Annotated in this window: 10 protein-coding genes; 7 read left to right on the top strand and 3 right to left on the bottom strand. The window is 68.8% G+C overall.

Going from position 1 to position 13206, the window contains the following annotated elements; genetic code table 11:
- Nucleotides 1–165: 165 nt before the first annotated feature.
- From AB0N66_RS18785 to mgrA, 3 genes are all read right to left on the bottom strand, one after another.
- Nucleotides 166–1317, bottom strand: a complete 1152-nt coding sequence (locus AB0N66_RS18785; RefSeq protein ID WP_365435751.1) for a winged helix DNA-binding domain-containing protein — start codon at nucleotides 1315–1317, stop codon at nucleotides 166–168.
- A 425-nt stretch (nucleotides 1318–1742) separates the two neighbouring features.
- The gene (locus tag AB0N66_RS18780; RefSeq protein WP_365435748.1) at nucleotides 1743–2096 is read right to left on the bottom strand and encodes a DUF192 domain-containing protein; all 354 of its coding nucleotides are present in this window, start codon (nucleotides 2094–2096) and stop codon (nucleotides 1743–1745) included.
- A gap of 407 nt (nucleotides 2097–2503) precedes the next feature.
- On the bottom strand, nucleotides 2504–3544 hold the full coding sequence (gene mgrA, locus AB0N66_RS18775; protein ID WP_365435745.1) for an L-glyceraldehyde 3-phosphate reductase: 1041 nt from the start codon (nucleotides 3542–3544) through the stop codon (nucleotides 2504–2506).
- A gap of 153 nt (nucleotides 3545–3697) precedes the next feature.
- Between mgrA and AB0N66_RS18770 the strand changes: the two genes are divergently transcribed.
- The 7 genes from AB0N66_RS18770 to AB0N66_RS18740 all read left to right on the top strand — a co-directional run bounded on the left by AB0N66_RS18770 (nucleotide 3698) and on the right by AB0N66_RS18740 (nucleotide 12929).
- Entirely contained in the window at nucleotides 3698–4471 is a 774-nt protein-coding gene (locus tag AB0N66_RS18770; protein WP_365435742.1) for an isoprenyl transferase, read from the top strand.
- A 310-nt stretch (nucleotides 4472–4781) separates the two neighbouring features.
- A complete protein-coding gene (locus AB0N66_RS18765; protein WP_365435739.1) occupies nucleotides 4782–6107 on the top strand; it encodes a PhoH family protein in 1326 nt (441 codons plus the stop codon).
- Nucleotides 6108–6541: 434 nt separating this feature from the next.
- Nucleotides 6542–7240 (top strand): transglycosylase SLT domain-containing protein, encoded by a 699-nt coding sequence (locus AB0N66_RS18760; protein WP_365435736.1) that lies wholly within the window; start codon nucleotides 6542–6544, stop codon nucleotides 7238–7240.
- A gap of 143 nt (nucleotides 7241–7383) precedes the next feature.
- A complete protein-coding gene (locus tag AB0N66_RS18755) occupies nucleotides 7384–8961 on the top strand; it encodes an AI-2E family transporter (RefSeq protein ID WP_365435733.1) in 1578 nt (525 codons plus the stop codon).
- Nucleotides 8962–9313: 352 nt separating this feature from the next.
- Nucleotides 9314–9841, top strand: coding sequence for a PadR family transcriptional regulator (locus AB0N66_RS18750; RefSeq protein ID WP_365435730.1), 528 nt, complete (start codon nucleotides 9314–9316; stop codon nucleotides 9839–9841).
- Between the two features lie 59 nt (nucleotides 9842–9900).
- Nucleotides 9901–10590, top strand: coding sequence for an ABC transporter ATP-binding protein (locus tag AB0N66_RS18745; RefSeq protein ID WP_365436079.1), 690 nt, complete (start codon nucleotides 9901–9903; stop codon nucleotides 10588–10590).
- On the top strand, nucleotides 10587–12929 hold the full coding sequence (locus AB0N66_RS18740) for an FtsX-like permease family protein (protein WP_365435727.1): 2343 nt from the start codon (nucleotides 10587–10589) through the stop codon (nucleotides 12927–12929). Before AB0N66_RS18745 ends, AB0N66_RS18740 begins: the two co-directional genes overlap by 4 nt.
- Nucleotides 12930–13206 lie beyond the last annotated feature (277 nt).

The following is a 13206-nucleotide window of genomic DNA, read 5'->3' as shown; positions in this document are numbered from 1 at the left end:
AAAGCCGGGACAGCGCGCCTACGCAGGGCGGCCCGAAAGCCGGGACAACGCGCCTACGCAGGGCGGCCCGAAAGCCGGGACAACGCGCCTACGCAGGGCGGCCCGGAAGCCGGGACAACGCGCCAACCCGCGGCGGCCCGGAAGCCGGCCCAACGCGCCATACGCTCACGCATGCGCCCCCGCCGTCACCTCCCCGATCACCAACTCCGCCTTCGCCTCCAACACGTCCCCCACCCGAGCCACCTGCGCCGCCAACTCCTGTTCCCGCGCCGCCGTCAGCCGCCCCAGTGGCTCCACCGTGACCGTCGTACGCCGCCCCTGGCGCCGCTGGTGCCAGACCCCGGCGACCACGCCGTCGATCAGGAACACCGGGTAGTTCCCGGCCTGACCGCCCGCGAGGGCACGCCCGTACGCCGCCCCGGGGAACAGCGTCTCGCGCGGCTGGGCGGCGATGCCGTACGCGTCGAAGTACGGGAGCAGCCGCACCCCGCGCACGGGCGCCGCGGGAAACTCCGTGTCACCCGCCGCCACCCAGGCCGGTCCTCCCGCGAAGTCGACCTCCTCGATCTCACCTGCCGAGGCGCACGCGGCGAACAGCTCACCGGCCCAACCCCGTGGCGCCGCCGCCCACTTGGCGAAGTGGGCCGGCGTCGCAGGCCCGTACGCGCGCAGATAGCGTCGTACGAGGGTGGAGAGCGCCGCATCCTGCGCGAGCGGTTCGAAGCGCGGAGGCCGCGTGTACGTCACCTTGCGGCCCCGGTTCGGCCCGAAGGACAGCGCACCGCGCTGCCCCGCCCGGTGCATCACCTGACGCCAGCGCGGCCACATGGTCTGGAACGCGGGCATCACCAGGTCCCCGGCCCACGGCCCGGTGCGCGCCACGACCGAGTCGCTCAACTCGTCGATGGTCAGATAGGCGCCGTCCAGCGCGTCCCCGATCGCCGCGACCACCTCGTCAGTCTGCGCCCCCGTGAGCCGTACGTTCGGTGCGAACGGGCCCGGGCCGGTCGAAATCGCCTCCAACGCGGCCGCCCAGAAGGGGAGTTCGGAGGCGGGCAGCAGATGCAGGGTCCCCCGAGGTCCGTACGTCTTCACCAGCGACCTGTCCTCCCACAGCGCCGCGCGTACGTCCGCCCGAGTCACCCCGTCCACCCGCACGCCCACCGACACCTCGGCCGCCGACAGCACCTGCGCGTGCGCGCCGAGCATCGCGCCGACGACCTCGGCAACGGGAGTGCCGGTCTCCGCCGGCGCGGCGAGGAACTGCCGTTCCAGCCGCCGCGCGCTCGCCTCGTCCCACGTGATCTTCACTGTCATGGATCGACGCTAGAACCGAAAGAGGTCAGATTCTGTCCGCTGAGGGGCTGGGAGGTGACCGGCCGACTGATTGACCGAAAACATGCCATGCGGCCCGGTCTGCGTGAGATGTCGGTCCGTATGGCGGACGTACGGCGGATATGCGGCGGTCGGATGGGCGGGGCGTAGCGCGCGGCGCGCGCGTGTCCGTCTCCGTGTCCGGGATGTGGCGCACAACTCACAGGTTTTCCACATCGTTATCGCGACCGTCTCGCCCTGGCTGTTTGCCTCACGTAAGTTCAGACCAAGGTAATTCGCGTGAGCAAATCTGCGCGTGTGGCACCGCGCAGTGGAGGGGGCTGCGCGGTGCCGGGTCCACTTCCTGGCGTGGCCCGACGTGGCCTGATACGACGTTATTGGTCTGTGGCCGCGTCACCGGCCCGGGGTTACGTCACCGGTCCTGGACCGAGACCCGTGACCGTGACCCGCACCCCGCGTCGTACACCCCACCCCTCCATCACCCCGGCCTCGGCCTCCAGGACGTGTCTGGCCCACGGGCGCGGCAGCCCCACCCGGCCCGGCCGCATCGTCCGTACCGCCAGGACCCGGAATTCCCGGTCCAGATGTGCGACGTCGATCGCGAACCGCATGCCCAGCGTGTGCACCGAGTTCGCCGGACTCAGTAGCAGTGCCCCCTCGATGCCGTCCCGCCCGAGCAGTCCGCGTCGCCGGGCCCGCGCCGACTCGGCGAGCTCCAGTGGCACCGGCTCGGACGTCTCGGGGGTGGTGAACGTGGCCATGGCTGCGAAGTTAGCTGTGGCGTCAAGCGGACGTTCCTGACGGGGTCACTCTCTTGGAGTACGTCCGGCGCGTAGCCGAGGAAGGACACAACCATGTGCAAATCCTCCGGATCTTTCCGAATCCTCCGCGATCGCCGGTGAATCCCTTTGATTCCGCTGCGATTCGGCCATGATCACACCCTGAATCCGGTATTCCGCTCCCACCTCGGCGTTGCCGGGCGACTCCGGAGAGTAGTTGTGGCACGCCGATGCACGCAGCATCACTTACGAAGGGTTATGGTGGAAACCCCCCCTCGGGCCGGTCCGTCTCCCCCCCACGGACCGGCCCGTTTTTTGTCCCCGCGCAGGGCCCGCCCGGCGGGCGCCCCCGTGCGCCCCCCGGGTCCGCGCCCCGAAGCTCTGGTGACTCAGCGCCGACCAGCCCAGATATTCGTCCCCGGCGTCGACACCGCGAAAGCGTCGATCTCCTTCAGCTCCTCGGCCGTCAGCCCAGGCGCGGACAGCGCCGCCAGGTTCTCCTCCAGCTGCCGCACGCTGGACGCGCCGATGAGGGCGGAGGTCATCCGCTCGTCGCGCAGCACCCAGGTGAGCGCGAGCTGCGCGAGGGACTGGCCGCGGCGGGCCGCGATGTCGTTCAGCCCGTTCAGCCGCCGTACGACATCCGCGTCGCCCGCCAGGCCCGGGTCGAGCGACTTGCCCTGGGTGGCGCGCGAGCCCTCCGGGATGCCCTTGAGGTACTTGCCCGTCAGCAGGCCCTGTGCGAGCGGCGCGAAGGAGATACAGCCCATGCCGGCCGCCTCCAGCGTGTCGAGCAGGCCGTCGTCCTCGGTCCAGCGGTTGATCATCGAGTACGAGGGCTGGTGGATGAGCGGACGCACGCCCAGCCCGGTCAGGATGCGGACCGCTTCGGCGGTCTGCTCGGCGGTGTACGAGGACACCCCCACGTACAGCGCCTTTCCCTGCTGGACCGCGGACGCGAGCGCGCCCATCGTCTCCTCCAGCGGGGTGTCCGGATCGAAGCGGTGCGAGTAGAAGATGTCCACGTACTCGACGCCCATCCGCTTCAGCGAGGCGTCCAGGGACGACAGCAGGTACTTGCGGGAACCCCACTCGCCGTAGGGGCCGGGGTGCATGAGGTAGCCCGCCTTGGTCGACAGGACCAGCTCGTCCCGGTACGGCGCGAAGTCCTGCTTCAGCAGCTTGCCGAAGTTGAGCTCCGCGGAACCGGCCGGCGGCCCGTAGTTGTTCGCCAGGTCGAAGTGCGTGACGCCCAGGTCGAAGGCGCGGCGCAGGATCGCCCGCTGGGACTCGAGGCCGCGGTCGTCACCGAAGTTGTGCCACAGACCGAGCGAGACGGCGGGCAGCTTCAGTCCGCTGCGGCCCGTGCGCCGGTATTCCATCGATTCGTACCGCTCCGTCGCGGCACGGTATACAGAAATGTCGTTCATGAATACGAAGCTACGTCAGCCTACGGACAACGCGCAGGAGTGCCCCGCGCCCCGTCTCGGGAGAGCCCTGTACCCCAAGGGAACACTGCGTTCCGGCAGGGGTAGGGTGTCGGCCCTGGGGCATCGTCATCTGCACGGAGGGGCTGACAACACGTGAACCTGCGCGACAACCTGCGCCGACTGCTGGTCAGGTTCTATGCACGCAGGGTGGAAGGCCACCTCGACCACGATCAGGTGCCCAAGCACATCGGCGTCATCATGGACGGCAACCGGCGCTGGGCGAAGGCGGCGGGTTCCACGGCCGCTCACGGGCACCGGGCCGGGGCCGAGAAGATCGAGGAGTTCCTCGGCTGGTGCTCCGAGACCGACGTCGAGGTCGTCACCCTGTGGCTCCTGTCGACGGACAACTTCGACCGCCCCGAGGAGGAGCTCGTACCGCTCCTCGGGATCATCGAGAACGTCGTCCACACCCTCGCCGCCGACGGCCGCTGGCGCGTCCATCACGTGGGCACGCCCGACCTGCTGCCCGGGCAGATGCAGAACGCCCTCAAAGAGGCCGAGGAGTCCACCGCGCACGTCCAGGGGATAGTGGTCAACGTCGCCATCGGCTACGGCGGCCGCCAGGAGATCGCCGACGCCGTGCGCTCGATGCTCCTCGACGCCGCCGACAAGGGCTCCTCGATCGAGGACGTCGCCGAGTCCGTGGACATCGACCTCATCGGCAAGCACCTCTACACCAGCGGCCAGCCCTTCCCCGACCTGGTGATCCGAACGAGTGGCGAGCAGCGGCTGTCCGGATTCATGCTCTGGCAGACGGCCCACTCCGAGTACTACTTCTGTGAAGTTTTCTGGCCGGCCTTCCGCAAGGTCGATTTCCTGCGCGCCCTGCGCGACTACGCGGCGCGACACCGCCGTTACGGAGGCTGACCCGCGGGTCCACTCGGGACGTCGTACGGGACACGCGTCATCTGGAGTTAACGAGCGCGCCGTTGGCCGACTTGGCATGGCATCGCGCGTTCGAGGGCATAAGCCTTCCAGGTCGATGCCCGAACCACGGGCATCGGATCTCAGCGGGCGGCACGGGGCCGTCCGCCCGGGAGGCCCTTTGCACCAGCCCGACCGTGCGGTCAGTACGGACGAAGCGGAGGGCCGGTTTTCGGCCCGCGCATCGGCGCCGCAGACCGGTCCAGATCTCCTTCGTCGCTCCCCGACCTCATCCGAGGGGGTACGTCCTTCCGTGGTGACCAGCACAAAGCGCCGTATGCCAGACCGGCGCACATATGTAATCGACACCAGCGTCCTGCTGGCCGACCCGAACGCCCTGAACCGCTTCGACGAGCACGAAGTCGTGCTGCCGATCGTCGTGGTCACGGAGTTGGAGGCCAAGAGGCACCATCCCGAACTCGGCTACTTCGCCAGGCAGGCCCTGCGCCTGCTCGACGAGTTCCGGGTGCGGTTCGGCCGCCTCGACGCCCCTCTCCCGATCGGGGAGCTCGGAGGGACCCTGCGCGTCGAGCTCAACCACTCGGATCCCAGCGTGCTGCCCAGTGGCTACCGTCTGGGGGACAACGACTCCCGCATTCTCGCGGTAGCCCGCAATCTGCAGGCCGAGGGGTACGACGTCACGGTCGTGTCAAAGGACCTGCCGCTCAGGATCAAGGCCTCCTCCGTCGGACTCCTCGCCGAGGAGTACCGCGCGGAGCTCGCCATCACGGGCAACTCCGGCTGGACCGGAATGTCCGAGCTGACGCTCGCGGGCGAACAGGTGGACATCCTCTTCGACGAGGGCCATGTCTACGTCCCCGAGGCGGCCGAGCTGCCGGTGCACACGGGCCTGACGATCCAGTCGGAGCGCGGCAAGGCACTGGGGCGCGTGACGTCCGAGGGCAACGTCCGGCTCATCCGCGGTGATCGCGAGGCCTTCGGCATCAAGGGCCGCAGCGCCGAGCAGCGCATCGCGCTCGATCTGCTCCTGGACCCGGACATCGGGATCGTGTCCATGGGCGGCCGGGCAGGCACCGGCAAGTCCGCACTCGCGCTCTGCGCGGGTCTGGAGGCCGTCCTGGAGCGGCGCCAGCACCAGAAGGTGATGGTCTTCCGGCCGCTGTACGCGGTGGGCGGGCAGGAGCTCGGCTATCTGCCCGGCTCCGAGTCGGAGAAGATGAGCCCGTGGGCGCAGGCGGTCTTCGACACCCTGTCCGCCGTCACCTCGCGCGAGGTCATCGAAGAGGTCACCGCACGCGGCATGCTGGAGGTCCTGCCGCTCACCCACATCCGCGGCCGCTCCCTCCACGACGCGTTCGTGATCGTGGACGAGGCGCAGTCCTTGGAACGGAATGTGCTGCTGACCGTGCTGTCCCGTATCGGCGCCAATTCACGGGTCGTTCTCACCCATGACGTGGCACAAAGGGACAATCTGCGAGTCGGCCGGTACGACGGTGTGGTCGCCGTGGTCGAGAAGTTGAAGGGCCATCCGCTTTTCGCGCACGTGACCCTGAACCGGTCCGAGAGGTCCCAGATCGCGGCACTAGTGACCGAAATGCTGGAGGAAGGGCAAATCTGAACCGTCTGACCCAGCTGGACCCGTTCCGGCAATGGGTGGCGGATGCACGGTAGTTGGCGCCGTCCGGCAAAGGCGAAGAGCCTAGCCGGGCGGCGTCTTGATGCGCGCTCGTTTCCGCAAAACTCCTGGGGCAAACGAGGTGTGAGCTTTCACACGCAACTCGGAATTGCCCTGTGGCGTCGAGGTACGGCAGAGTCTCACTCCTGTCAGGCCCCGCATACGACACACCTGTACCCCCAGCGGTACGGCACCACAGGAACCTCAGAACTCCATAGAGCCGTCGTATGCCGCCCGCGCACCACGCGGCAATCCCCGCAAGGGAGTTGCCCACCGGGCCCGCGCCTCCCGTGACCCCGCAGTTGGGAGGCCAGCGCCGAGGGGCACGATTGCGTCCGCGAGGGTCACCTAAGCGGTCGATGCTGGAAGGAAACCGTGTGAGCCGGATTTCGGTCCGGGGATTCGCAGTGGCCTCGGCCACCGCGGTCACCGCTGTCGGAAGCGTCGTCGGAGTTGCCTCGGGCAGCACCGCTGCTCCCTCGAACGACGCCGAGGCGACGGCAAGCGACGCGACTCTCCTCGCGGACATACCTGTCGGCCAGCAGGCCCAGGTACAGACCGCATCCCTGACGCAGCAGGCCACCGCACAAGCCATCCAGGCCGACGCGAGCGCCAAGAAGGACGCCGAAGAAGCCGCCCGTAAGAAGGCAGCCGACGACGCCGTCGCGAAGCAGAAGGCCGCGGAGAAGGCCGAGCAGGACGCCAAGGAGCGCAAGGAAGCCGAGGAAGCGGCCAGCCGCGACGCGACGCGTGATGCGAGCAGCTTCACCGTCCAGTCCTCGTACTCCACCGCGCAGATCCAGGCGATGGCCCAGTCCATGGTGTCGAGCGGCCAGTACCAGTGTTTCAGCAACATCGTGGACCACGAGTCGAGCTGGAACTACACGGCCGTCAACGCCTCCTCCGGTGCCTACGGTCTCTTCCAGGCCCTGCCCGGTTCCAAGATGGTCTCCGCCGGCTCCGACTGGCAGACCAACCCGGCCACACAGATCAAGTGGGGCCTCAGCTACATGAACGACCGCTACGGCAGTCCCTGTGAGGCCTGGTCGTTCTGGCAGGCCAACAACTGGTACTGAGCCCGCGCTCAGCACGTCGGCCGCTCAACCTTTCGGAGCCCCTCACCGTCATATGGTGAGGGGCTTCGGCCATGTACGGTCGGACCCGACGACTCCAGGGGGGAGTGGTGGGGAGCAACGGGGGCGGCGGAAGAGGACGGATCATGTCGCGCGTACCAGAGTGGATCAGCCGGGTCGGAGCCGGACTGACCGAACTGGGCAAACGGTTGGACGAGCGACGGGCCGAGGTGGAGCGCGAGTCGCAGTCCGGGCCGGACGAGCAGTCGACACGGGATACCCGGTCACGCGGCGCGTCTCCGGCGGATGCCGGGGCGCCGATGGACTCACCGTTCTCGGCGGACTCAGCGTCCTCGCGGGCGGCCGGGGCCGGTGCCTCGGAAGCTACCAAGCCCCCAGCGGATGGCCCGCCCCTGTCGGATGCTCAGTCCTCGTCGGACAGCTCGGGCACCCCGGACGCACGGGGTCCCGACGACGCGACAGCGGCTTCCGGCGTCTCCGGTGCCGCAGGCGTCTCTGATCTCTCCGGTGCCCCTGTCGACCCCGCCTCGCCCTCCACCCCGGCTACGGCTCCTGCTCCCGCTCCAACCGCCTACGTGACCGCTGTGGCCGCCCGCCCCGATCCCGCCGTGGCGGTGCCATGGGGTGTACGGGTCGCTGCCGAGGCCGGCTGGCGGCTGCTCGTACTCGCGGGCACCGTCTGGGTGTTGATGCGGGTCATCGGCGCCGTACAGCTGGTGGTGTTCGCCTTCGTGGCCGCGCTGCTCATCACCGCGATACTGCAACCCGCCGTTGCCCGGCTGAAGGACTACGGGGTGCCGCGCGGGCTGGCCACCGCACTCACCGCGATCCTCGGCTTCGTCGTCATCGGGCTGATCGGCTGGTTCGTGGTCTGGCAGGTCCAGGAGAACATCGACACCCTCTCCGACCAGATCCAGGACGGCGTCGACGAGTTGCGGAACTGGCTCCTCAACAGCCCGTTCCATGTGACGGACAAACAGATCAACGAGATCGCCAAGAACCTGCGCGACGCGATCGGCACCAACACGGATCAGATCACCTCGGCGGGCCTCGAAGGCGTGACCGTCATCGTCGAGGCCCTGACCGGCATCCTGCTGACGATGTTCTCGACGCTGTTCCTCCTCTACGACGGCAAGCAGATCTGGGAGTGGACGCTCAGGCTGGTGCCGGCGGCGGCCCGTCCGGGTGTCGCGGGCGCGGGTCCGCGGGCCTGGCGCACGCTGACCGCATACGTCCGGGGCACGGTGGTGGTGGCGTTGATCGACGCGATCTTCATCGGCCTCGGTATCTACTTCCTCGACGTCCCGATGGCCGTACCGCTCGCCGTCTTCATCTTCCTGGGTGCTTTTATCCCGCTTGTGGGCGCGGTGATCTCGGGGGCGCTGGCGGTGGTGGTCGCGCTGGTGACGCAGGGGCCCTTCACCGCGGTCATGGTGCTGGCCGTGGTGCTCGCCGTGCAGCAGATCGAGGGGCACATTCTGCAGCCGTTCATTCTCGGGCGGGCTGTAAGGGTCCATCCGCTGGCGGTCGTTCTGTCGGTCGCCGCGGGAGGGATGGTCGCCGGGATCGGCGGGGCGGTGGTGGCCGTGCCGCTGGTGGCCGTCACCAATACGGTGGTGGGTTATCTGCGGTCGTATGCCACCGACGAGCCCGGGGGTGCCACGGCGGTGGAAGTGGCTCCGGTGCGGCGGCCGGCGCCGTAGCGCGTGGGCGGGGGCCTGGTTTTTTCGCCCCCTCCGCCCCTACCCGCCCCTTGTTCCTGGGGGCTCCGCCCCCAGACCCCCGCATCGCGCCGAACGCGCTCGTCCTCAAACGCCGGACGGGCTGAAAAGGCCGCCCCCACGGGTGGGTGGGGGATCGGGATGGCACGGCCTCGTCCTCGAACGCCGGACGGGCTGAAAACCTCCCACCCGGCCGGGACTGGAGAGCTGAGCCTCCTCCGGCCGGTGACAGAACCGTGACAATGGGCCCTGACCTGCGCTTCAACCCTCTCTGTTCCTCTCTATACGCAGTGGGTATACACACCATGTATACCCCGTGTGTAGAGTCCTCCTCATGTCCATCGGTCACACCCTCCTAGGACTCCTGGAGTCCGGGCCCCGTCACGGTTACGACCTGAAGCGGGCCTTTGACGAGAAGTTCGGTCACGATCGGCCGCTGCACTACGGCCAGGTCTACTCGACGATGTCGCGCCTCCTGAAGAACGGTCTCGTGGAGGTCGACGGGATAGAGGCGGGCGACGGTCCCGAGCGCAAGCGGTACGCGATCACCGAGGCCGGGATCACCGACGTACAGCAGTGGCTGGCGACTCCCGAGAAGCCCGAGCCGTATCTGCAGTCGACCCTCTACACGAAGATCGTCCTCGCGCTGCTCACCCACCGTGACGCGAGCGAGATCCTCGACACGCAGCGCTCGGAGCACCTGCGCATGATGCGCATCCTCACCGACCGCAAGCGCAAGGGCGATCTCGCGGACCAACTGATCTGCGACCACGCCCTCTTCCATCTGGAGGCCGACCTGCGGTGGCTGGAGCTGACCGCCGCGCGCCTCGACAGACTCGCCGAGGCGGTGACGACCCGATGACTCCGATAACTCCCGGGACCCGCACGACCCCTACGACTCCGATGAGCGCGATGAGCCAGATGACTCCTCCTCCCGGTTCCCTGCTGACCGCGGTGGACCTTCGTAAGACGTACGGAACGACGAACGCGCTGGACGGCGCCGGGTTCTCCATCCACCCCGGCGAGGTCGTCGCGGTGATGGGCCCCTCCGGCTCAGGCAAGTCCACGCTGCTGCACTGCCTCGCCGGAATCGTGACGCCCGACTCGGGCTCGATCACGTACAACGGCCGCGAGATGGCGACGATGAACGACACGCAGCGCAGTGCCCTGCGGCGCACCGAGTTCGGGTTCGTCTTCCAGTTCGGACAGCTCGTACCTGAGCTGACCTGCGTCGAGAACGTCGCCCTGCCTTTGCGGCTGAACGGCACCGGCCGCAAGGAGGCCGAGCGCGCCGCCCTGGCGCGGATGGAGCAGCTGGAGGTCGACGACCTCAGGGGCAAGCGGCCCGGTGAGGTCTCCGGTGGCCAGGGACAGCGCGTGGCGGTGGCCCGTTCGCTGGTCACCGACCCCCGTGTGCTGTTCGCCGACGAGCCGACCGGCGCGCTCGACTCGCTCAACGGCGAACGCGTGATGGAGCTGCTCACGGAGGCCGCCCGGTCCACCAACGCGGCCATCGTGCTCGTCACGCACGAGGCACGGGTGGCGGCGTACTCGGACCGCGAGATCGTCGTACGCGACGGGAAGTCCCGGGACATGGAGCGGGCCGTATGAAGGCACGGTGGGCCCGTCAGTGGGCCAGAGACCTGGCCATGGGGGCCAGGTTCGCCTTCACCGGCGGACGCGAAGGGTGGGGCCGGGTCCTGCTGACGGCCGTCGGCGTCGGTCTTGGCGTGGCGCTGCTGCTGCTCACCGCCGCGATACCGAGCGCGTTGACCGCCCGGCACGACCGGGAGAGCGCGCGTACGGACATCACGTTCAGCGACGTACGGAAGCCGAAGGCAGACAACACGCTGATCGTTGGGAACGTCAGCACCACCTATCGTGAAAAGAACGTCCGAGGGCGGGAGTTGGAGCCCGAGGGGCCCCAGGCGCCGCTCCCGCCAGGGGTGGAGAAGTTCCCGGCGCCCGGCGAGATGGTGGTCTCTCCAGCACTCGACAAGCTGCTGAAGTCGGACAGCGGGAAGCTGCTGCGGGAGCGGCTGCCGCTGCGCACCGTCGGCACCATCGGCGAGGTCGGTCTTGTCGGCTCCGCCGAACTCGCCTTCTACATGGGCGGCGAAGGCCTTGCACCGCAGATCGACAGCGGCCGGGTGACCCGCATCGACCGGTTCGGGGATCCGGATCCGTCGTCCGACCCGATGGATCCCGTACTGATCCTGATGGTCCTTGTCATGTTCGTGGTGCTGCTGACGCCGGTCGGCGTCTTCATCGCCGCGGCCGTACGGTTCGGCGGTGAGCGGCGCGACCGCAGGCTCGCCGCGCTGCGGCTGGTCGGCTCCGACAGCCGGATGACCCGGCGGATCGCCGCCGGTGAGGCGCTCGCGGGCGCCGTGGTCGGGCTCGGCTTCGGCACGGTCTTTTTCCTGATCGGCCGTCAGATCGCGGGCTCCGTCGAGGTTCTCGACGTCAGCGTGTTCCCCAGCTACCTGAACCCCTCGCCCGCACTGGCCGCGCTGGTCGCCCTCGCGGTCCCGGCGTCGGCGGTGCTGGTCACCCTGCTCGCGCTGCGCGGTGTGGTCATCGAGCCGCTCGGGGTGGTGCGCTCGGCACGGCCGGCGCGACGCCGGCTGTGGTGGCGGCTGCTGCTGCCGCTGGGCGGGCTCGCGATGCTCTACCCGATGATCGGGCAGGGCCGGGAGAACGGGGACTTCAACCAGTACCTCGTGATCGGCGGCGTCATCCTGCTGCTCTTCGGCGTCACCGCGCTGCTGCCGTGGATCGTCGAGGCCGTCGTCGCCCGGCTCGGCTCCGGTGGCGTCGCCTGGCAACTTGCCGTCCGCAGGCTCCAGTTGAGCAGCGGTACGGCGGCTCGCATGGTCAACGGGATCGCGGTGGCGGTGGCCGGGGCGATCGCCCTGCAGATGCTGTTCGCCGGCGTCGAGAGCGACTACACCGAGTCGTCCAAGAACGATCTGACGCGGGCACAGATGCAGGTGTCCGTGCCGAGCGGGATCCCGCTCCCCCCGGCCGCCGAGAAGTTCGAGCGGACCAAGGGTGTCACGAGCGTCTCGGCGTTCGCCGAGGGCTACCTCGGCGAACGCAGGAAGGACCCCGAGTTCTCCAACGGGATCACGGTCGCCGACTGCGCTTCCCTGCGCGAGGTGGCGACCCTGCCCTCGTGCCGTGACGGCGACGTCTTCGCCGTCACGGGCACCGACTACGACACCGGCACGGAGAAGCTGGCCAAGCCGGGCAAGACGCTCTACATAGACCCGTCGTTCGGGGACCTCCCGCGCGCCCAGGAGATCGCCTGGACCGTGCCGCAGGACCTGAAGCAGGCCAAGTCGCGCAAGGACCAGAACGGTTCGTACCGCAGTGGGTTCCTGCTGACGCCGGGCGCCCTGCCGGCGAAGGCCGCGCTGGTCGTCGAGGGGCAGGTCTATCTCAGCGTCGACGAGTCCGTGCCGGACGTGAACGAGTACGTACGGAACACGGCGGCGGACATCAGCCGGTTCTCCGACCCCTTCCTGTGGTCGTCCAGCAGTCAGTCCGAGCAGTACACCTCCATCCGCACCGGCCTGTTCGTCGGAGCCACCGCTGTCCTCTTCCTCATCGGCGCGAGCCTGCTGGTCTCCCAGCTGGAGCAACTGCGCGAACGCAGGAAGCTTCTGTCGGCCCTGGTCGCCTTCGGCACCCGGCGCCGCACGCTGAGCCTGTCGGTGCTCTGGCAGACCGCGATCCCGATCGCCCTCGGCCTGGTCCTGGCCTCGGCGGTGGGCCTGACCCTCGGAACTGTCCTGCTGAAGATGTCGACCACTCCGGTACGGGTGGACTGGGCGAGCGTCCTGTCGATGACCGGCATCGGCGCGGGAGTCGTGGTCCTGGTGACGCTGCTCAGCCTGCCACCGCTGATGCGGCTGATGCGGCCGGACGGGCTGCGTACGGAGTAGGGCACCGAACGGGCGTACGACGGCTCTCGGGACGTCAGAGGACTCGACGCCCCCTCGGGCCGGCAGCGGACTCGTACGGGCGATGGCCGCAGCGCTTTCCGGAGCGCTGCGGCCAGTTCCTCGTAGTGATTCAGTCACTCCCTGGCAAGCTTGGCTGAGTCCAGCCCACGTGAAACGCCGCGCAGCGGCCTTCGCTTCCGCTCAAGAGGAGCCCCATGCCCACCGTTGGTGACAAATTCCGAAGGACCAAGGGCAAGAGCTTCCTCGCTCCGGTTGT

The organism is Streptomyces sp. NPDC093544, from assembly GCF_040683495.1.
GTDB lineage: Bacteria > Actinomycetota > Actinomycetes > Streptomycetales > Streptomycetaceae > Streptomyces.
Note: the sequence above shows the minus strand (reverse complement) of the source record. Positions and strands in the feature narration are given on the sequence as shown.